We start from the raw sequence: 22,087 nt of genomic DNA on the forward strand, positions 1-22,087 counted from the left end.
TTTTTTTTTGTAATTTTTTCACAGAAACTAATTGAAAAGCGAAGAGTTTTCGCTAACTTTATTACTTCTTCATTACCACTCATTTTTATTAAAATCAATGTCTTTAACAGCGGTTAAAAGGTATCCTTATGGCCTATTTCAAAAAAATAGCAGTACTATTTTTTACACTTTTTATTTTTTCAGACGCCCTGGCTCAGGAAAAATTTACGGTGAGCGGAATAATGTCGGATTCTAAAACCAATGAAACATTAATAAGCGTAAACATTCAGGTAAAAAACACGAAAATAACCACATTTACGAATGAATACGGCTTCTATTCACTTACACTTCCTGAAGGGAAATACACATTGATCATAACCAGCGTAGGATACCATACCATCGAACGGGAAATAGACCTCATCGAAAATTTAACCCTTAATTACTCCCTGAAACCAGAAACCAAACAACTTGACGAAATTGTAATAGCCAGCAAGCAAAGAGCTAATATTCGAAAACCGGAAATGAGCACTAACAAATTATCCATTGCAACCATAAAGCAGATGCCTGTGGTTTTAGGAGAAGTTGACGTCATAAAATCGCTTTTATACCTTCCGGGGGTTACAAATGCCGGTGAAGGACAATCAGGTTTTAATGTTCGCGGCGGGGCTGCCGACCAGAATCTTATTTTACTGGATGAAGCCACAATTTACAATTCCTCACATGTATTCGGCCTTTTTTCAGTATTCAATCCCGATGCGATTAAAGACCTGAAATTATACAAAGGAGGAATTCCTGCGCGTTTTGGAGGCCGTGCTTCTTCTGTTCTGGATATTTATCAGAAAGACGGAAACAGCAACCATCTGAGTCTTAACGGAGGAATTGGATTGATTTCCAGCCGATTACTAATTGAAGGCCCCATTGTAAAAGAAAAAGGCTCCTTTCTTGTTGGGGGACGTGGATCGTACGCCCATCTTTTTCTGAAATTGACTGATAATAAAAACTCGGCCTACTTCTATGATGTAAATGCCAAGCTCCATTATACACTTAATAAAGATGACAATCTGTATCTCTCCGGGTATTTCGGTCGTGATTTTTTTATAATGGATAAAACGTTTTCAAACACCTATGGCAACACTACAATTAACCTGCGCTGGAATCACCTGTACAATAAAAAATTGTTTTCAAACCTGTCTGCAATTTACACTGATTATTACTACGGTCTGGTCCTCGATTTTATGTCCTTCGACTGGAAATCAGGGATCCGTAATTACAACGTGAAATACGATCTGAAGCATTATTTATCCGATAAGGTCAAATTAAACTATGGCATTAACACCAACTACTATGATTTCAATCCCGGGACGATCGAACCGACAGACAGCGGGTCTCCTGTAAACAGTCAACAACTGGATAAAAAATATGCTTTTGAACCGGCTTTATATCTGGATATTGAACATAATGTAAGCTCTAAGATTTCCCTATCCTATGGCTTACGCTACAGCATGTTCTACCGCCTTGGAAAATCAACGGTAAACTACTATGAAAATGATCAGCCTGTTACCTACAACGAAGAATTAAAAATTTACGAAAAAGGTGTTCCTATTACAACAAAATATTTCGGAACAAATGAAAAAATTGCCCAATACGATAATCTGGAGCCGCGTTTTGCAGTTTCCTATGAAATCAACAAAAATCAATCCGTTAAGGCGAGTTATCACAGAATGGCCCAATATCTTCAATTGGTTTCAAATACCTCTTCACCAACTCCGTTGGATGTCTGGACACCGAGTGATAACTACATAAAACCACAGCTCGCAGATCAGTTCGCAGTCGGTTATTTCAGAAATTTCAAAGATGATGATTATACGGTTGAAGTTGAAGGATACTATAAAACAATAAAGAACAGAATGGATTATATCGATGGGGCCGATTTAATCGCAAATGAAGCCATAGAACAGGTAATCCTTAACGGTGAGATGCGATGTTATGGTCTTGAGTTTTTAATTCGAAGAAACACCGGTAATTTAACCGGATGGATAGCTTATACCCTATCCAAATCAGAACAAAAAACCCCCGGAAGAACTCCGACAGAAATTGGAATCAATAATGGGGATTGGTATGATTCTGCCTATGACAAGCCACATAATCTGGCCATAACCGGAAATTACAAACTGAGTAAAAAATGGACTTTAAATTCGGGGTTTACTTTACAAAGTGGTCAACCCGTAACTTACCCCAGAGGAAAATATGTTTTTCAGGACATCATTATCCCAAGCTACAACTCTCGAAACGATGACCGATTACCCGCCTATCACCGTTTGGACGTTGCTGCAATTTTGACACCAAAAGCAAAAAAAGAAAGACGATGGAAAAGTGAATGGGTTTTCGGGATTTACAACATTTACAACAGACAAAATGCTGCATCAATAAGTTTCCGCCAAAACGGCGACACAGGTGCCAACGAAGCTGTAAGGCTTTCTATATACGGTATCGTTCCGTCGGTTTCTTATAATTTTAAATATTAAGAACATGAAAAAATTAATCGCATATAGTTATATAATCGTCTTACTGATTTTCAGCTACGGATGCGAAGAAGTTGTAGATGTGGAATTGCAAAATGACGAACCGAAATTAGTTATCGATGCTGTGATAAAATGGCAAAAAGAAACCGCCGGAGAAACACAAACCATTAAATTAAGCCTTACCAATGACTTTTATTCCAGCGAAATTGTCTTTGCAACAGGTGCATTGGTTACCGTAACCAATAGCTCGAACACCGTTTTTAATTTTATTGAGGTACCCGACACCGGCGATTATGTATGCAATAATTTTGTTCCGGTCATAAACGAGGAATACACCTTGCATGTTCAATATAACGGCCAAAATTACACCTCCACGAACAAACTGTATGCAACACCAAACATCGAATATGTCGAACAGCAAGTCGTTCCCGATATTGATGGCTCAGATATAATTCAAGTTAAATTTTATTATCAGGACAACCCCGAAGAAGACAATTTTTATTTGATCGGTGTAAAAAACCCTAACAAAAGAAATCCTGACTATGGGGTTATGAGCGATGAATTCTTTCAAGGAAATATCATGTTTGGATTTTATTACAGTGATGACACAACACATGGGTCTACGTTATCGCTTCAACTGCAAGGAATCTCAAACGGTTATTATGATTACATGAACAAACTGATTACTATTTCCAGTACTAATTCAGGAAATCCGTATTCGACGCCGCCAGCTACCGTACGGGGAAATATTGTCAATGAAACCAACCCCGATAATTATCCGTTAGGTTATTTTAGCTTAGGCGAAGTTGATTTACAGGATTATCCCGTACAATAATTATCTTTGACAAAAATAATCCGAAAATGTCTTCACATCATATAGTCCGCGACGATCAGGAACCTGCTTTAATCATTGCCAACGGCGCTCCGTGCAGCGAAGAATTATTGGGCCAGCTTTTGGAATGGTCACCGTTTGTCATTGTGTTGGACAGTGCCATAGAACGCGTCCTTAAATTAAACATCAAAGTAGATGTTCTTTTGGGTGATTTCGACAGAGGATTCAATGCACAACACTATCTGAAAAAGCAATATCCGTTGGAAATTGTACATACACCTGATCAAGACAAAACCGATCTGGAAAAAGCCTTCGATTATCTCATCGAAAAAGGCCATAAAGCAGTAAATGTGATTTGGGCTACCGGAAGAAGGGCTGATCACACCCTTAACAATATCACGAACATTGTGCGTTATCGGGACTACCTGAAAATAGTCATTCTTGATGATCACTCCAAAATTTTCCTGTTACCAAAACATTTCCAGAAATGGTACCCAAAAGACAGCATCATCTCGTTAATGCCTATTGGAGAAGTGACCGGAATCCATTCTGAAAACCTGTTCTATCCGCTGGAAAACGATACCCTGACCATCGGGTTCCGCTCGGGAAGCAGCAACCATGCCAAGGAAGACGGACTGGTAACCATCAACCATGATAAAGGCGACTTACTATTGATAGAATCATTGGATTAGATCACCCTTTAAGTCTTCAAAAAGCATTCAAACGATATAGGTCGAGTGCCAGATATTCGAAAATCGGACTTTGATAAGTCCGATTTTTTTTATAATTTTCAGATAAATCCATTTTATTTATTATTGATAGCCATGAAAAAACTTCTGGAATATCTGAATTTAGAAAACGAGACTGGCGACTTCGATGTCATTCACGATCAAATTGAAAAGGACATCATTTTCAAAGGGACAAACCTCTGGATATTGGTTTTGGCCATTTTTGTAGCCTCGGTAGGCTTAAACACGAATTCGACAGCTGTTATTATTGGTGCGATGTTGATATCTCCTTTAATGGGGCCCATCAATGGCATGGGTTACAGTGTGGCTACATACAATTTTCCGTTATTTAAAACCGCTTTGAAAAACTTTAGTTTTGCAGTTCTTGCCAGCTTAGTTGCCTCCACCCTTTATTTCACTATCAGTCCACTATCTGCAGCACATTCCGAATTATTGGCCCGCACCAGTCCCACCATTTACGATGTATTAATAGCATTTTTTGGCGGATTGGCAGGAATTATAGCCATCAGCACGACACAAAAGGGAAATGTACTTCCAGGAGTTGCCATCGCCACAGCGTTAATGCCTCCATTGTGTACAGCAGGTTACGGACTGGCGACTCGGCAATATGATTTTTTTCTGGGTGCCTTTTATCTGTTTGCCATAAACACCGTTTTTATAGCACTTTCATCTGCTCTGATTTGCCAGTTTCTTGAATTCCCAATAAGAACCCCCATAGAGGAGAAAAGAAAACGAAAAATTAACCATATTATCTCGCTGATTATCCTCATTACTATCATACCCAGTATTTACTTTGGGCACAAATTGGTAGAAAACGAGAAATTCACCGAAAAATCAAAAAAAATCATCGAAAGCATTGCAATTTTCGAAGGTAATTATCTCTTAAAAAGCAAAATCGATGCTCCCGAAAAAAAACTGACTTTGGGATTCGCTGGAAACCTCCTGGATAAAGGATATAAATCAAAAATCTATAAAAAAGCAAAAGATTTTGGTCTCGACAGTACCAACATTGTTTTCCAGAAAGCACTGACTTTTAGTACCAAAAAGGAATTATCAAAATCGGAAGACCTTCAAAGTGAAGTCAGTCGCTTAAAAACCTTCATCGAAGCCAAAAAGAAAACAAACGACAGCTTAACTCAAATTGGCAACCAGCTTTTAAAAGAGATTAAATCGATATACCCTGATTTAGAGGGCTGTGCATTTGCCAAAACCGAATACTTCACCACAAAAGACACGGTCACAAAACCAACTCACCTTGTTACTTTTACGAGTACGCGTCCCTTTAACGAGAAAGAAAAACAAAAAATCAAAGAATGGCTTTCCAGTCGCTTGAATTCAGACGATGTAAAAATCCTGATTGAAAAAAAAGATACTAAATAATCTCTGTATCTTTGCAGTACATCCTCAAACAGGAACGTATTAAAAATGAAATTCCAAGTTGTTTCCGAATTTGCTCCGATGGGAGACCAGCCGCAAGCCATTGATAAATTAGCTAAAGGGCTTATTAATGGCGAAAAATACCAAACGCTGCTTGGAGTTACCGGTTCCGGAAAAACATTTTCAGTTGCCAATGTAATTCAGGAAGTACAGCGTCCGACATTAGTTCTAGCACACAACAAAACACTGGCAGCGCAGTTGTATTCGGAATTCAAACAGTTCTTTCCGAACAACTCCGTACAATATTTCGTTTCCTATTACGACTACTATCAGCCCGAAGCCTTTATTCCGGTAACGGGAACCTATATCGAGAAAGATTTATCCATCAACGACGAACTGGAAAAACTGCGTTTAAGCACCACCTCTGCCCTGCTTTCAGGACGACGTGATGTGTTAGTAGTGGCTTCTGTTTCGTGTTTATATGGTATCGGAAATCCTGTGGAATTTCAGAAAAACGTGGTTTCGTTAGAGAAAAATCAAATGATTTCGCGTACAAAATTACTACATCGCCTGGTGCAGAGTTTGTATTCCAGAACCGAAGCCGAATTTACCCCGGGAACCTTCCGTATCAAAGGCGATACCGTGGATATTTTCCCAAGTTATGGCGATGAGCCGTTCCGAATTCACTTTTTCGGCGACGAAATTGAAGAAATTGAAGCCTTCGATTCTAAAACATCACAGGTTCTTGAGAAATACGAGAAGCTCACGATTTATCCGGCCAATATGTTCGTAACCTCTCCTGATGTATTGCAGAATGCGATTTGGGAAATTCAACAGGATCTGGTAAAACAGGTAGACTATTTCAAGGAAATCGGCAAACATCTCGAAGCAAAACGCTTGGAAGAACGTACCAATTTCGATCTGGAAATGATACGCGAATTAGGCTATTGCTCCGGAATTGAAAATTATTCCCGCTATTTGGACGGAAGACAACCAGGAACCAGACCTTTCTGTCTGATCGACTATTTCCCGGACGACTATCTGATGGTTATTGATGAAAGTCACGTTACCATTTCCCAGGTTCATGCCATGTACGGTGGTGACCGAAGCCGAAAAGAAAATCTGGTGGAATACGGTTTCCGATTACCCGCAGCGATGGACAACCGTCCGCTCAAGTTTGAAGAATTCGAAGCACTTCAAAATCAAGTAATTTATGTATCGGCCACTCCGGCAGATTATGAATTGCAGAAATCGGAAGGGATTTATGTGGAACAGGTTATCCGCCCAACAGGACTTCTTGACCCGATTATAGAAATCCGCCCGAGTTTAAACCAGATTGACGATTTAATCGAAGAAATACAGTTACGATGCGAAGCCGATGAGCGTGTTTTGGTAACCACTTTAACCAAACGCATGGCCGAAGAGCTGACCAAATATTTAGCGAAAGTTTCTATTCGTTGCCGTTACATTCATAGTGATGTTGATACCTTGGAACGTGTGGAAATCATGCAGGATTTGCGTAAAGGCTTGTTTGATGTACTGATTGGGGTGAACTTACTCCGTGAAGGCTTGGATTTACCTGAAGTATCGCTGGTAGCCATTTTGGATGCCGATAAAGAAGGTTTCCTGCGCAGTCATCGTTCGCTGACACAAACCGTAGGTCGTGCGGCACGTAACGTTAATGGAAAAGCCATCATGTATGCTGATAAGATTACGGCATCGATGCAAAAAACCATTGACGAAACCAATTACCGCAGAAGCAAGCAGATGAGCTACAACAAGAAGAACAACCTAGTTCCGCAAGCCCTGAAGAAAAGTCTGGGCAATGTTTTGGCCGGCAATTCAGTTTCCACACAATACTTCGAGGACAAGGCCCTTAAAGCTGCAGAACCAGAAAGCCTGTATCTATCAAAACCGGAAATCGAAAAGAAAATCCGTGAACTCCGAAAAAGCATGGAAAAAGCAGCCAAGGAACTCGACTTCATGCAGGCAGCCAAACTAAGGGATGAAATAAAACTATTACAGGATAAATTGTAATATTTTCCGTCATCAGAAAAACTATCCCGACCACTTCACAATTGCATCGACCACTGAGGAAAACTTTCGAAACCAACCACTACAAAACGTGGTAAACGGCGTTCCCTATCTTTTAAAAAACCGATTATATCTGAAAACACAAATGAGGAAACCCTGCCTCTGACGCCAAATGAGGGTTCCAATATCAATATCATCAGTCCCGAAAAAGTCAATATCAGCAATTTATGCCGTTTAACAATTCCGAAGCAAAGCCAACAAATAACTTATGGTATTCCATGTTGTTTAACTGATTTTTTAAAGTTTTGTCGGTTATTTAACATTTTAAATCAATTAATCCTTAGGCGTTAGTATATTTATAAACTAACTGCAATCTGGCTTATCATCTTAAACCAACCCTTTATGAAAAAAAGTTATCTTCTCACCTTAGGATTGACATTAAGTACAATCCTTCCTTCACAGGGACAATTAAAACCTCAAACGGCACCCGAAAAAGTGGTAACCGATGAATATTTCGGCGTTAAACTTGAAGATCCGTATCGTTATCTTGAAAACCTAAGTGATCCGAAAGTAGTGGAATGGATGAAATCCAACGCTAATTATGCAAGAACAAAAATTGATCAGATTTCTGAGCGACAAAAGCTCATTGCAAAACTGAATGAGCTTGACAAACGAAAAGAAAGTGTTATTACCAATTTACAGATCACAGAAAACGACAATTATTTCTATTTGAAAAGAAAAGCCAACGAAGAAAATGGAAAACTATACCATCGACTAGGATTTAAGGGAGATGAAAAATTACTTTTTGATCCCGAAACGTATAAAAAATCAGACGGATTAAATTATAGTATCAGTTCCATTACTCCAAATGAAAAAGGAGATAAAGTTGCTTTTGAAATTGCGCCAAGCGGTTCTGAGAGTGCCGAACTGTTAATTATAAACACTAGTGGAAAATTGTATCCGGAAGTTTACAACAGATGCTGGTTCAGCTCGCCCTCCTGGCTTCCTGACGGCAATTCATTCACATACAGCAGATTAAATTCTTCTGATGTAACTGATGTAAATCGTTTATTAAATTCGAAAGCATTTTATCATAAACTAGGTGATGATCCGAAAAAAGATGTCGAATTCTTTTCTAACAGTACCAATCCGGAACTCAATATCGGTCCTGAAGAATTTCCGATCAACTACTACCATAAAAATTCAAACAAAAATTATGGTCTTGTTGTTACTGTAGACAAAAGACTTAAATTATACACCTCTGATTACAAAAATGACTTCAGTCCAACCAAATGGACTACTTTAGTTGATAAAAAAGATGAAGTCGTAAATTTTGCTGTAGACAAAGAATTTATTTATTATCAGACTTTTAAAAATGCTTCCAATTACAAGATTATTAAAGTTCCTATAGCAAACCCAAACATCGAAAATGCGGTCACTGTCATTGAAGAACCTAAAAACGGAAACATTACAGCTTTTACCGTTACAAAAGACGGCCTTTATTATTCCGTAACGGAAAATGGCGTTCAGGCCAAAGTATATTTTCTAGCTAAGGAAAAATCTGTTCCCTCAGAGGTGAAATTACCGTTTGAAGCAGGGTCGGCTAGCTTATCGGCTATTAGTGAAAACAGAGGTGATATCTGGGTAACAATTTCAGGCTGGACATCGCCTACAAAACGCTACCAGTACAACCCAGCAACAAATTCATTTGCATTTCAACCGCTAACGAAACAAATTGAGTATCCCGAATTTAAAAATATGGTTTCCAAAGAGGTAATGGTACCATCGCATGATGGAACAATGATACCTGTTTCGATTATCTATAATAAAAACATGAAACTTAATGGAAACAATCCTGTTCTTATGATGGGATATGGAGCTTATGGGATGTCATTACAACCTTGGTTTAGTCCCGGATTTATATTATCGTATTGTGCTTATGACGGTATTTTTGTGATCCCGCACGTAAGAGGCGGCGGTGAATTGGGTGATGCATGGCACAAAGGCGGTCAGAAAACAACTAAACCAAATACTTGGAAAGATTTTATAGCTTCTGCAGAATACTTAATTCGGGAAAAATATACTTCTACAAACAGAATTGCAATATTAGGCGGAAGTGCAGGTGGAATATTGATTGGCCGGGCATTAACTGAGCGCCCTGATTTATTTGCTGCCGCCATTCCTGAAGTCGGGTGTCTGAATACGGTAAGAGCTGAGAACTCCCCTAACGGACCGGGCAATGTTCCAGAATTTGGCTCAGTTAAAAATGAAGAAGAGTTTAAAGCACTATTGGAAATGGATTCGTTTCATCATGTCAAAAAAGGAACTGCTTATCCGGCGACCTTAATTACAGCAGGAATGAACGACCCTAGAGTTATTGCTTGGGAACCTTCAAAGTTTGCAGCACGATTACAAAATGCTAACTCATCGGATAAACCAATCCTTTTCCTAACCGATTTTGAAGCAGGACACGGTATGGGGGACAGTAAAACAAAAGCTTTTGAAAGTATTGGAGACATTATGAGTTTTGCGTATCAGTATACCGGACATCCTAAATTCCAACCTTCTCAAAAAATACAGAGTCATTAATTGTGCTGTAATTCAAAAGAAAAGAGCAATTTTTCCGGCTCAATCATTTGGTTTGGTGATTGGGCCATTGCTCTTAAGGTCTTTTTGATTCCCATAGGATTCAATCCCATATTAATACCAATTTCATTTATAGCCTGTATTTCCCTTTCATGCAGGATACCATCGGAATGCATCAATAAAGCCAAACGATAAAACTGCATAATACGATGATGTTCGTCTTTAATCACTTTTACGGAGTCACGCTTTCCAAATAATTCAAGAAAAATCTCTTTCTTAATCCCGAGTTCCTGAGCTACAATCCACAGAAAATCATATTCTCGGTCATGCAATTCACCATCAACCACTGCAAAAGCAATCATTTCGGAAATAAGGCTTATTTTTTCTTCGTAAGTATCCATTCTAACTTTATTTTTTTGCGAAGTTATAACAAAATCTCATTTCTTAAAACTGTATCTTTGTCGAACTTATACTTGAGACTTATGACAAACAACGATATATTTAAAAAATTAAGGGTAGCACTGCAATTGCGAGACGATCAAATTGTTACTATTTTGGAATTGGTGGATTTCCGAATTTCGAAAGGGGAAATAGGTAATTTTTTCCGTAATGAAGACCATCCGAAATACATGGAATGTGGCGACCAGGTTTTACGCAATTTCCTGAACGCTTTAATTATTCATTTACGCGGAACAAAGGAAAGCCCTAAAAATCCCTTAGACGTCATAAAAAACCACAAAAACGACGCTCCAAAAACAGAAGAAGGACGAAGAACGGACGACAAACCTAAATTCTCCAATGAAAAGCCTAAAAGTACAGGCGATAAACCTAAGTCGAAAACCGATTTTAAAAAGTCTGCCTCCAAAGGCAAACCCGCTCCGAAAAAAGAACCAATCGTTGAGAGAGTGAAATTCAACCTCGGAAAGAAAAAGGACAATAAATAATTCTTTTTTCAGCACATAAAACAAAAATCCCAGGCTTCTGACCTGGGATTTTCAATTCAGAAAATTTGCAATTTATTCCGGTTTAAAAGTCACATAAAAGGAATATTCACTGCCTTGTTTTAACTGACCTGCATCGATCTTTTTGTAATTCAGTTTCTGTGAAATGAATCTTTTAATCGCTTCGTTATCTGTTCCAACATTTAATACAACGATTTCGTTATCAGAATTAATCTTAACCTGTACTTTTACTACTACCTCTTTTTCAAGTTCCACGTCGAATTTAGTTGTCTCTAACAACTTAACCACTTTTTTTACAGCTTTTGGTAAATCTACTGTTGCATTAGAATTGTTAGCCGAAACAAATGTTGTATTCATAAAAAGCACAACAATAAACAATCCGATTAATTTTTTCATTTTTTTTGATTTTTTTGATTTGATTACAGGTCAAAATTACACAAACCTCACAACCAAAAGAACTAATTTTCAATAGCTTAACCATCATTTAAAACTAGCTCTAACTCTATTCTTGATTCTTCAAAGAATATACTATGAAACATCGATTTATTTAGATTAACGAACAAAATGGTGTTAAAAATCAAATACAGCACATCACATTAACTTAAACTTCTAAAGGCGAATCACAATAAATTTACATTGGTGTAACAAAAAAGGCCTTAGCAATTGCTAAGGCCTTTTTTATATAGGTCTAAAACGTTCTTAGATTAGCTTAAAGCAGCTTTAACCTGATCAGCAGCTTCCTGGAACTGAACTGCAGATAAAATCGGCATACCTGAATTATCGATTAATTCTTTAGCGATTTCAGCGTTAGTTCCTTGTAAACGAACGATGATTGGCACCTTGATATCGTCTCCCATGTTTTTGTAAGCATCAACTACACCTTGCGCTACACGGTCACAACGAACGATACCACCGAAGATGTTGATTAAGATAGCTTTTACGTTAGGATCTTTTAAGATAATACGGAAAGCTACTTCTACACGTTTTGCGTCAGCAGTTCCTCCTACGTCAAGGAAGTTAGCCGGTTCGAAACCTGCATATTTGATTAAGTCCATAGTTGCCATAGCCAAACCTGCACCGTTAACCATACATCCAACTGTACCGTCAAGGTCTACATAGTTTAATCCAGCTTCTTTAGCTTCTACTTCAATTGGACGCTCTTCTGTGATATCTCTCATTTCAGCAAGGTCAGCATGACGATATAACGCGTTGTCATCTAAAGTTACTTTAGCATCAACTGCCATGATTTTGTTGTCTGAAGTTTTCAACACTGGGTTGATTTCAAACATAGAAGAGTCAGAACCAATGTATGCTTTGTATAATGCGTCAACAAATTTGATCATTTCTTTAAACGCGTCACCTGATAATCCTAAGTTGAAAGCAATTCTTCTTGCCTGGAAACCTTGTAATCCTACAGCAGGATCGATTTCTTCGTGAAAGATTAAGTGTGGTGTATGCTCAGCTACTTCTTCGATATCCATTCCACCTTCAGTAGAATACATAATCATGTTACGGCCTGTACCACGGTTTAATAAAACTGACATGTAAAACTCTTTAGTTTCACTCTCACCCGGATAGTAAACATCTTCTGCAACTAATACCTTGTGAACTCTCTTTCCGGTTGGAGGAGTTTGAGGAGTAATTAAATCCATCCCGATAATTTGATCAGCGATTTCTTTAACTTGATCTAAATTCTTAGCCAATTTAACTCCACCACCTTTTCCACGACCACCCGCGTGAATCTGAGCTTTGATTACATGCCAACCTGTACCGGTTTCGTCTGTAAGTTGCTTAGCTTTTAATACCGCTTCTTCAGCGTTATTCGCAACATAACCACGTTGTACACGTACTCCGTAGCTTGCTAATATTTGTTTCCCTTGATATTCGTGTAAGTTCATAATATAGATGTTTCTTATAAAATAAAAGTGCCACAAAAATAACAAAGTATATTGAATGTGCCTAATGTTTTTTTGATTTATAACATAACATGCCTCACAAAAATTATAACGCGTCGAACAATAATTCAACATTCTGTTAAAATTTAATTATCGGCAGTTCCAAGTCAAAAATGTTTACTATTTTTACGAAAAATTTAATTAAAAATGGAATCTAATCAATTACTTTCAGTAGCAGAAGAATTTGGGTGTCCACTATATGTGTATGATGCCGCGAAAATTCAATCACAGTACAACCGTTTAACCAGTGCTTTTTCCAAGGTGGAAAGACTACGCATCAATTATGCATGTAAGGCATTGTCAAACCTATCTGTTCTAAAGCTACTGAAGAAGATCGGTTCCGGACTTGATACTGTTTCCATCCAGGAAGTAAAACTGGGATTACATGCCGGTTTTTCTCCGGAAATGATAATCTATACCCCAAATGGCGTTTCTTTGGACGAAATCGAAGAAGCAGCTGCTTTAGGGGTACAAATCAACATTGACAACCTTTCTATCTTAGAACAGTTCGGTGCAAAACATCCTAAAGTACCGGTTTGTATCCGTATCAATCCACACGTAATGGCGGGCGGAAACTCGAATATTTCTGTAGGTCACATCGACAGTAAATTCGGTATTTCAATCCACCAGTTACCTCATATTTTGAGAATTGTGGAAAATACTAAAATGCACATCAACGGAATCCACATGCATACAGGTTCCGATATTTTAGACATCGAAGTGTTCTTATATGCAGCCGAGATTTTATTTGATACAGCTAAGAACTTCAAACAATTGGATTTCCTTGATTTCGGAAGCGGATTCAAAGTACCTTACAAAAAAGGCGATATTGAAACCAACGTGGAAGAAATGGGTAAAAAATTAACCAAACGCTTTTTGGCTTTCGAAAAAGAATACGGACGCGAATTGACTTTAGCCTTTGAGCCTGGTAAATTCCTTGTGAGTGAAGCAGGTTATTTCTTAGCTAAAGTAAATGTAGTAAAACAAACCACCTCTACTGTTTTCGCCGGAGTTGATAGTGGATTTAACCACTTAATCCGTCCGATGTTATATGGTTCAGAACATCATATTGAAAATATTTCACATCCAAAAGGAAAAGAGCGTTTCTACTCGGTAGTAGGTTATATCTGTGAAACTGATACCTTTGCAACCAACAGAAAAATCACTGAAATTAAAGAAGGTGATATTTTAAGTTTCAGAAATGCAGGAGCTTATTGTTTCTCCATGTCGTCCAACTACAATTCACGTTTCAAACCTGCGGAAGTACTTTGGAATGATGGTAAAGCGCATTTAATCCGTCAACGCGAAACGCTTGATGATATTTTAAGAAATCAGATTGAGGTTGAAATCTAATTGAAACCAAAATTCATTCTGTTATAACTATGAAAAAAGGCTGTTTTAAAATAAAACAGCCTTTTTTTTATCTTCCTTCCAATACTTCAGTAAGCACCTCGGCTTCCGTTCCGTTTGGAAACTGTATGTGGAGTTTTTGAGCCACAGTCGGTGCAATCTGCGTTATCGCTTTTTTATCGTGCGACTCCCCTTTTTCAATTCCCCAACCATAGAAAATTGCCGGTACATGAGTATCATAAGTGTACGGGCTGCCATGTGTTGTTCCGGTAGTGGTATACTCGACATAAGCCGGTTTAAACAACAGAGCCAATTCCCCATTTTGCACAGGATCATATCCTTTTGCAACAGCATTCAAATAATAGTCATTACCGGATGCTGCTAGGATTTCTTCTTCGGTAAATACTTTCTTAATGTATTTCTGCGCATACAGATACTCCCTAAATGTCTGCTTCACTTTAGACAATTCCAATCCTTTTGACTTAATAAGTTCCTTATTAAAGAAAATGTTGTAATTCGAATAATCCAAAAGCAGATTAACTCCGAATGCCTTTGTTGAAAACTCACCCAATTCAGATTCGATATTCTTCCAAGGAATATTATCCACATCGTACTTATTGTCTTTTAGATATTTGACATTTTCCGCTCCGGCATGATCTGCAGTTAAGAAAAGTAAATAATTACCTTTCCCTACATTTTTGTCCAGGCAAGACAGAAATTCAGCTATGGTTTCATCCAGACGCAGATAAGTATCCTGTAATTCTATGGAACGCGGGCCGAGTGTATGTCCGATATAATCAGTTGATGAAAAACTGACTGTCAGGAAATCAGTGATATCATCTTTACCCAAACCTTCTCCAGCGATTGCTCTTTCAGCAAATTCTTCCAACAAATCATTACCGAAGGGCGTTGAGCGCAATATTCCTGCATCATTATTGACATACATTTCTTTTAAACTATATGGAAAAAAAGGCGTTTTTTTAAACAACAAACCTTCATACGGATTGTTATCCGTCAAACTCTCATTGTAAGTTGCTTTGGGTTTCAATAGATCCCAACCTTTATCTATATATTTCTGAAAGTTTTTTTCATTGTTGAATTGCATAACCCATTCCGGTAACTTTTCGCCGTAAAACGTACTCGAAATAAAAGCTCCTGTTTGACTGTACCAAAATGCGCCATTAGCAAAATGACCTGCTGGCAAAATGGCTCCGCGGTCTTTCAGACTCATACCGATCACTTTCCCTTTAAAGCTTGTAGCCAATCGCAATTCATCAGTAATAGTCGTCGCCTGAAGGTTTTTAGGAGACATCTTTCCCTCGCTCTCCACTCCGTTACCGACAAGTTTTACTGCAGCGTCATCGGTGCAATACACTACTTTGCCTTCCCCTTTATTGAACCATTCGTTTCCGACAATTCCGTGAGTTGCAGGCGTGGTCCCGGTATAAACAGATGCATGACCCGGAGCGGTATACGTTGGCATATAATTATAATGCATGTTATGAAACGTATAGCCGTTATTCATCAATCGTTTGAAACCGTTCGCTGAAAAATCATCTGAAAAACGATATAAATATTCCATTTTCATCTGATCGACCACGATTCCAACAACCAATTTTGGTTTTTGCTGTGCCGACACTACTGAAACTAACCCTAAAGCTGCAAGCTGAAGTAATCTTCTCATATTTCTTTTTTTGGCATAAAAAATCCCGAAAAACCGGGACTTTAATTATTTTATTTTACGTATTTCATGTTGTATATCAGAACCCTGCTGTCTTCATAGATATACAATTGTTTTACATCACTTCCTTTTATTGAACGGATGGCCAACACACATTTCTCGCCGTCAACATTCACACATTGAAAGGTATCAACACTTCCTTCTTCATTGGTTTTCGGATCATCATAACCCAGGATGGTATACAACTGAACCACTTCAGAATACACTACGATTCGGTCTTTACTCGTGTCTAAAGTAACAACTATTTTAGCCTCTTTAAAATCGGAATACTTACTCCATTGTCCTTTGGAATTCTTAACACTCATACTCACTCCTGATGTTTCAAAACGGTAAGATTGCGCCGAAGCACTTAGTCCGATAAACAAAAGGAATACTAAACTGATATTTTTTAAAAACTTCATATATTTTTTCTTTCAGATTTTACAATAATGATGCTACTTGGCTTCTGGCAATTTCAAATTCAGACATCATATCGTCCACAATTTGTTTTACTGGTTTGATATCGTGGATTAAACCGGATATTTGCCCGATTTCAAGTTCGCCTTCTTCTAAATCGCCTTCAAACATACCTCGTTTTGCTCTGGCTCGTCCCAGCAATGCTTTTAACTCATCTGTTGTTGGACATTTTGCATATAATTCCTGAACGTCATGATAGAACTTATTTTTAACCAGACGAACCGGAGCTAATTCCTTCAATGTCAAGTGAGTTCCTCCTTCTTCAACATCAATAATGGTCTGTTTGAAATTATCGTGCGAAGAACTTTCAAAAGAAGCAGCAAAACGACTCCCGACCTGAACACCGTCTGCACCTAATGCCATGGCCGCCAGCATACCTCTTCCGGTAGCAATTCCTCCTGCTGCAATTAGCGGAATTGTGATATTTTCTTTTACCATCGGGATTAAAGTAAGTGTAGTGGTCTCTTCCCTTCCATTGTGTCCCCCAGCTTCAAATCCTTCGGCAACAACAGCATCCACTCCAGCTTCCTGAGCTTTCAAGGCAAACTTTGAACTGCTTACCACATGAACAACAGTAATTCCTCTCTCTTTCAAAAAAGAAGTCCATGTTTTTGGATTTCCTGCGGATGTAAAGACAATTTTCACGCCTTCTTCCACGATTATATTCATGATAAGTTCAATATCCGGATACAGCATCGGAACGTTTACCCCAAAAGGCTTATCGGTTGCTTTCTGGCATTTCTGAATATGTTCGCGAAGCACTTCCGGATACATGGAGCCTGCACCTAACAATCCTAATCCGCCGGCATTACTTACGGCACTGGCTAATTTATAACCACTGTTCCAAATCATTCCTCCCTGGACGATTGGATACTTAATATTAAAAAGTTCTGTTATTCTGTTCATTGTTTTAGAGCATTACTTCTTTATCAATTTACCGGTTTCCGTTTTTTGATTAAGAGTAATTTTATAAGTATAAATTCCTGCGTTTAAATTGTCTATATCGATTGACTGATTGTCTTTTATTTTCTTCTTTAACACCGTTTGCCCGAGAATATTGTACAGCGAAATCTCAGAATCTTTAACTGACGGGGTAAAACTTACGATTATCTGATTTTTTGCCGGGTTCGGATAAAGCATGAACTTCTTCTCCTCAAATTGCGAAGCCGATATTGCATTATTAAAAGCCAATTGAAAATCGGGAATCCCATAACCATAATCGTTATTCGGATTTGAAAAGCGATCGGCAGATCCTTTCACCAACTGAATGATTTCGGCATTGGTCTTATTCGGAAACGCACTCCAAAACGAAGTTACTGCACCCGCCAAAATCGGCCCGGCAAATGATGTCCCGGAACCTGAGCTAATAGTTCCGTTTTCCGTTGCCACTGTCGCATTAAGTCCCATAGCCATCAGGTCTGGCTTTATTCTGCCGTCAAATGTAGGTCCAATAGAACTGAAACCCGTTTTAACTTCATTAGTATTTACAGCGCCGACAGTTAAATTTGTAGCCGCATCTGCTGGAACCCCAATGTACGGATTTGATGTATTTCCTGAGTTTCCGGCAGAAGTAACACAAATCATTCCTTTACTGAAAGCGATATTGGCTGCTCTTGAAGCAAATGACTTCTGACCGTTTAAATCATTATAAGTATAACTGTAAGCCGGGTTGCTATATTCAAAATACCCCAAAGAAGTATTCACAACGTCAACTCCAAGACTATCCGCCATTTCCAATGCTTCTACCCAATAACTTTCTTCTACCGGATTTTCATCATTCATATCCTCTGTTATGAATAAATAATATTTTGCATTAGGTGATGTTCCAATCAATTGATTATCCACAAAACCGCCCATATTTGACAATACTTGTGTACCGTGCTGAAAACCTGTGTAAGGATTATTGGTTCTGTTTACAAAATCATATCCACCTAAAATCAGATTATAATCTCTTAAACGGCGAAACGGCTCTTGAGTATTTACTCCTGGAAAACCAGCATCCATAACAGCAATGATTTTCCCTTCACCGGTGTAATCCTGTTGGTGTAACCAATGTGCATTGAGCATTTGAACTTGTGTTGCAGATGATCCGTAATTATAATTCACCTGAGTATCCATAAACTTATTGATCTTCTGTGTATTCCGATTAGATACTGAAGCTATTCGTCCTCCCGGATTTAGCGAGTGATTAGCATACCTGATACTACTGACAAAACTCAATGCCGAAAGAGCGGCTATATTTGATTGAGTACCTCTTACATGCACAGCATTCTGCCATTTTGACTTTGCCTTTACTGTTATTCCTGCAGCTGCTTCAACTTGATCGATATAAGACTGATGAATTGGGGCATCCTGAACATTCAAAGCAATACCTTGAGTGATCCGACGATTTATTGCCCTTTGAGAAAGCATATTGATCGGATTGTCAATATAGGACTGAGCGTTGGGTTTATCCATGAAATAAATCCAGGCATCTTCCTGAGAAAATGACTTTAACGATAACAGCAGGACAATAAAAAGGCTGATTTTTTTCATGGTTTGCTTCTTTGGGAAATGCTAATTTATGAAATTACTCCCGAACCAACTAGTTCATCTTCAATATGCCATGAAACAAATTGCCCTTCCGTTATGGCTGACTGCGGTTCTTCGAAAACCACATACATCCCTCTTTCAAATTTGTATAATTTTGCTTCCTGCAGCGGCTGACGGTAACGAATTCTGGCCATGATATCCATAGATTCGCCATCCTTTAATGCTAAATCTTCACGAATCCAGTGAATTTCCGGAGTCTTAACCAACAATGCATTTTTAAATAAGCCGGGATGATTGGAGCTTTGACCGGTATAAATCGAATTCGTTTTAACATCGGTAGCTATAATGAACAGAGGTTCTTTAGTTCCGCCAACATTCAATCCTTTTCGTTGTCCGATGGTAAAATAATGTGCTCCCTGATGCTTTCCGACTACCTTACCATATTCTGGTTTGTATTCTATATTTTTAGATTCGTATGCTAATTCTTCTTCCAGTGAATTGAATTCCGGTTTCTGAACGGAATAAATCGGACTGTCTGCACCAACTTCATAAATCAATCCTTCTTTTGGCTGTAATTGCTGTTGCAAAAACTCGGGCAAACGTACTTTTCCGATGAAACACAATCCCTGAGAGTCTTTCTTTTCTGCTGTAACCAAATCCATTTTCGCGGCAATTTCACGAACCTGAGGTTTTGTCAATTCACCAATAGGAAATAAAGCTTTTGACAATTGCTCCTGTGATAATTGACAAAGGAAATATGACTGGTCTTTATTGCCGTCCACGCCTTCCAAAAGCTGGAAAATTTCTTTTCCTTCAGCCTGGATTGTACCTTTACGGCAATAATGTCCGGTTGCCACATAATCGGCGCCCAGACTCAGGGCAATTTTCATGAAAACGTCAAATTTGATTTCGCGGTTACACAACACATCAGGATTTGGAGTTCTCCCATTTTCATATTCGCTGAACATATAATCAACGATTTTTTCTTTGTATTGCTCGCTCAAATCAACAGTCTGAAACGGAATTCCTAATTTTTCCGCCACCAACAATGCATCATTGCTATCTTCCAACCATGGACATTCATTTGAAATGGTCACAGAATCATCATGCCAGTTCTTCATGAAAAGCCCAATAACCTCATATCCTTGTTCTTTTAAAAGATAAGCAGCAACACTCGAATCTACACCACCTGAAAGTCCTACAACTACACGTTTCATTATTTTCAACTCTATGATTTAATTTATTTGCCCGGATAATCTTCTACAGGTTTAGTTCTTTTTTCGAATTTCTTACCCTGCAAGTCCATGTTAACGGTTTTTAGTTTTCCTTTTTCAAGTATCTTCCACTTGCCAACTTTCTTTCCGTTTTTAAACATTCCCTGCCCGGTGATTTGCTTATCAGAAAGTCGGAAAGTAGCCACACCCTCATATTGGTCATTTTTATAATTCGACTCTTCAAGTAGTACTCCGTTTTCGGCATATTTTTTATAATTGCCTTCTTTCTTACCATTCATGTAAGTTACTTCCTCAGCGATCTTTCCATTCGGAAAATAAACTTTGCGGACACCATTCAACTTACCATCAACATAATTTTCAAGCGTCATGATCTCTTTGGAATCCAAATGATAGTATTTCCATTCGCCTACGTAAGTATCTTTACCAACGACTTTTCCTTCGCTTACTTTGAATCCTTTCTGATTATAAAAAGTAGTGTAATGCGAACCATCCTTAGCAGAAAAATCACGGGTAGCGATTACTACCAATTTTACTGTATTATCAAAATATTTAAAAACGCCTACTTCAGTTCCGTGCTCAAAAGTACCTTCATAGCGCGGATTTTTGGTATCTTCATAAACACCTTTCCATAGGCCGTGGCGCTTTCCGTTTTCGTCCATTTTATTAAAATCCTGACCATAAAAAACCGAACACCAAAGTGTCAATAAAAAAACTAAACCTAAATTTTGTTTTATTTTCATCATTTGTTTGTTAAACAATTTTAATTAGTATTTTTTAACTCATTAGTCCTAAAAACTCAGACTTGAGAAAAATATTTCAAAAGTAATCAAATTAAGTTTTTCAGCAATAATTCAAATCCTGTGCTTTTGTGCTTCTGAAAAAACAGCAACCCATCTACAATTTACATTCCAATTTCAGAATTGCAGCAAAAAAACTTTTATAAACCCAATTCAAGGGCACGTTCATTAGCAGCCATAACCGCTTTTGCAATAATATCTTCTGTAGCCGAAGCATCGAAAACCTGTAAAGCGCGTTCCGTTGTCCCTCCTTTTGAAGCTACCTTAGCAATCCATTCTTCGTTGGAAAGAGAATTGGCATTTTTCAGATTTATGGATCCCATAAAAGTCTGGTTGACCAACAATTCCGCTTCCGAAGGCTTGAACCCCAATTGCTCCGCCGCTTTAATCATCGATTTCATGAAATAAAACACATAAGCCGGTCCGCTTCCTGATACAGCTGTAGCCGCATCTATAAGTTTTTCATTATCTACATAGATTGACTTTCCGGTTGTATTCAGTAGATTTTGGATGATAAATAAATCCTTGCGGTCAATGTCCGGAGAAGCCGAAAAAACCGTCATCCCCATTCCGATTTGCGAAACAATATTCGGCATCGAACGCACCACTTTAGACGAATCTGTCATCTTTTGAATGGTACCGATTGTTACCCCAGCCATTATTGAAAGGACTATCTGGCTGTCAGTCAGTTTCGATTTCAGTTTTTCAGAAACCGACATAAAATCCTGTGGTTTTACCGCCAAAATAACTATATCCGTTTCCGAAAAAGCATCATTTATTTCAGTTGTGAAATTAGCAACAGGAATACCGAAAGTTTCATTATCCCCGGGGAAAGATCTATCCACAACGATGATATCTTCTGCTTTAATAAATCGGGAATTAATGAAACTGCCCGCATAGGTCTTCCCCATGTTTCCATAACCGACAATTGCTATTTTCATTATTTAATAATTAAAAAAGCCCTGATTTTATGAGTACAA

Annotated in this window: 18 protein-coding genes; 8 read left to right on the forward strand and 10 right to left on the reverse strand. The window is 38.3% G+C overall.

Annotated elements, in window-relative coordinates:
• The first annotated feature begins 128 nt into the window (after nucleotides 1–128).
• The 6 genes from LZF87_RS13470 (at nucleotide 129) to LZF87_RS13495 (ending at nucleotide 10,082) form a co-directional block, all read left to right on the forward strand.
• Entirely contained in the window at nucleotides 129–2,504 is a 2,376-nt protein-coding gene (locus tag LZF87_RS13470; protein ID WP_244339744.1) for a TonB-dependent receptor, read from the forward strand.
• 4 nt (nucleotides 2,505–2,508) lie between these two features.
• Nucleotides 2,509–3,336 (forward strand): DUF4249 domain-containing protein, encoded by an 828-nt coding sequence (locus tag LZF87_RS13475; RefSeq protein WP_244339746.1) that lies wholly within the window; start codon nucleotides 2,509–2,511, stop codon nucleotides 3,334–3,336.
• Nucleotides 3,337–3,362: 26 nt separating this feature from the next.
• Nucleotides 3,363–4,025 carry a thiamine diphosphokinase gene (locus LZF87_RS13480; RefSeq protein WP_244339747.1) on the forward strand — a complete coding sequence of 221 codons (663 nt, stop codon included), beginning with the start codon at nucleotides 3,363–3,365 and terminating at the stop codon, nucleotides 4,023–4,025.
• 132 nt (nucleotides 4,026–4,157) lie between these two features.
• Nucleotides 4,158–5,462: a DUF389 domain-containing protein gene (locus LZF87_RS13485; RefSeq protein ID WP_244339748.1), complete on the forward strand. Its 1,305-nt coding sequence runs from the start codon at nucleotides 4,158–4,160 to the stop codon at nucleotides 5,460–5,462.
• A 45-nt stretch (nucleotides 5,463–5,507) separates the two neighbouring features.
• Nucleotides 5,508–7,496, forward strand: coding sequence for an excinuclease ABC subunit UvrB (uvrB, locus tag LZF87_RS13490; protein WP_244339749.1), 1,989 nt, complete (start codon nucleotides 5,508–5,510; stop codon nucleotides 7,494–7,496).
• Nucleotides 7,497–7,895: 399 nt separating this feature from the next.
• Entirely contained in the window at nucleotides 7,896–10,082 is a 2,187-nt protein-coding gene (locus LZF87_RS13495; RefSeq protein ID WP_244339750.1) for a prolyl oligopeptidase family serine peptidase, read from the forward strand.
• On the opposite strand, the gene LZF87_RS13500 is transcribed toward LZF87_RS13495, so the two are convergent.
• Nucleotides 10,079–10,480 carry a TerB family tellurite resistance protein gene (locus LZF87_RS13500; RefSeq protein ID WP_244339751.1) on the reverse strand — a complete coding sequence of 134 codons (402 nt, stop codon included), beginning with the start codon at nucleotides 10,478–10,480 and terminating at the stop codon, nucleotides 10,079–10,081. The genes LZF87_RS13495 and LZF87_RS13500 overlap by 4 nt on opposite strands.
• Nucleotides 10,481–10,561: 81 nt before the next feature.
• On the opposite strand from LZF87_RS13500, the gene LZF87_RS13505 reads away from it, so the two are divergent.
• Nucleotides 10,562–11,023, forward strand: coding sequence for a DUF1456 family protein (locus LZF87_RS13505; RefSeq protein WP_244339753.1), 462 nt, complete (start codon nucleotides 10,562–10,564; stop codon nucleotides 11,021–11,023).
• Nucleotides 11,024–11,095: 72 nt separating this feature from the next.
• Here the strand turns inward: LZF87_RS13505 and LZF87_RS13510 are convergent, their stop codons facing one another.
• Both LZF87_RS13510 and sucC read right to left on the reverse strand, forming a co-directional pair.
• A complete protein-coding gene (locus LZF87_RS13510) occupies nucleotides 11,096–11,437 on the reverse strand; it encodes a hypothetical protein (protein ID WP_244339754.1) in 342 nt (113 codons plus the stop codon).
• 308 nt (nucleotides 11,438–11,745) lie between these two features.
• Nucleotides 11,746–12,939, reverse strand: coding sequence for an ADP-forming succinate--CoA ligase subunit beta (sucC, locus tag LZF87_RS13515; RefSeq protein WP_244339755.1), 1,194 nt, complete (start codon nucleotides 12,937–12,939; stop codon nucleotides 11,746–11,748).
• Nucleotides 12,940–13,143: 204 nt separating this feature from the next.
• On the opposite strand from sucC, the gene lysA reads away from it, so the two are divergent.
• Entirely contained in the window at nucleotides 13,144–14,349 is a 1,206-nt protein-coding gene (gene lysA / locus LZF87_RS13520; protein WP_244339756.1) for a diaminopimelate decarboxylase, read from the forward strand.
• 67 nt (nucleotides 14,350–14,416) lie between these two features.
• Here the strand turns inward: lysA and pafA are convergent, their stop codons facing one another.
• The 7 genes from pafA to proC form a co-directional block, all read right to left on the reverse strand.
• On the reverse strand, nucleotides 14,417–16,030 hold the full coding sequence (pafA, locus tag LZF87_RS13525) for an alkaline phosphatase PafA (protein WP_244339757.1): 1,614 nt from the start codon (nucleotides 16,028–16,030) through the stop codon (nucleotides 14,417–14,419).
• 50 nt (nucleotides 16,031–16,080) lie between these two features.
• The gene (locus LZF87_RS13530) at nucleotides 16,081–16,488 is read right to left on the reverse strand and encodes a hypothetical protein (protein WP_244339758.1); all 408 of its coding nucleotides are present in this window, start codon (nucleotides 16,486–16,488) and stop codon (nucleotides 16,081–16,083) included.
• Between the two features lie 19 nt (nucleotides 16,489–16,507).
• A complete protein-coding gene (locus tag LZF87_RS13535) occupies nucleotides 16,508–17,449 on the reverse strand; it encodes an NAD(P)H-dependent flavin oxidoreductase (protein ID WP_244339760.1) in 942 nt (313 codons plus the stop codon).
• 12 nt (nucleotides 17,450–17,461) lie between these two features.
• Entirely contained in the window at nucleotides 17,462–19,078 is a 1,617-nt protein-coding gene (locus LZF87_RS13540) for a S8 family serine peptidase (RefSeq protein ID WP_244339762.1), read from the reverse strand.
• A 26-nt stretch (nucleotides 19,079–19,104) separates the two neighbouring features.
• Nucleotides 19,105–20,292, reverse strand: a complete 1,188-nt coding sequence (gene mnmA, locus LZF87_RS13545) for a tRNA 2-thiouridine(34) synthase MnmA (RefSeq protein WP_244339764.1) — start codon at nucleotides 20,290–20,292, stop codon at nucleotides 19,105–19,107.
• 23 nt (nucleotides 20,293–20,315) lie between these two features.
• Nucleotides 20,316–21,053 (reverse strand): toxin-antitoxin system YwqK family antitoxin, encoded by a 738-nt coding sequence (locus LZF87_RS13550; RefSeq protein ID WP_244339766.1) that lies wholly within the window; start codon nucleotides 21,051–21,053, stop codon nucleotides 20,316–20,318.
• Nucleotides 21,054–21,247: 194 nt separating this feature from the next.
• Nucleotides 21,248–22,048 carry a pyrroline-5-carboxylate reductase gene (proC, locus tag LZF87_RS13555; protein WP_244339768.1) on the reverse strand — a complete coding sequence of 267 codons (801 nt, stop codon included), beginning with the start codon at nucleotides 22,046–22,048 and terminating at the stop codon, nucleotides 21,248–21,250.
• Between the last annotated feature and the right edge of the window lie 39 nt (nucleotides 22,049–22,087).

This window comes from Flavobacterium enshiense (genome assembly GCF_022836875.1).
In the GTDB taxonomy this organism is placed as follows: domain Bacteria; phylum Bacteroidota; class Bacteroidia; order Flavobacteriales; family Flavobacteriaceae; genus Flavobacterium; species Flavobacterium enshiense_A.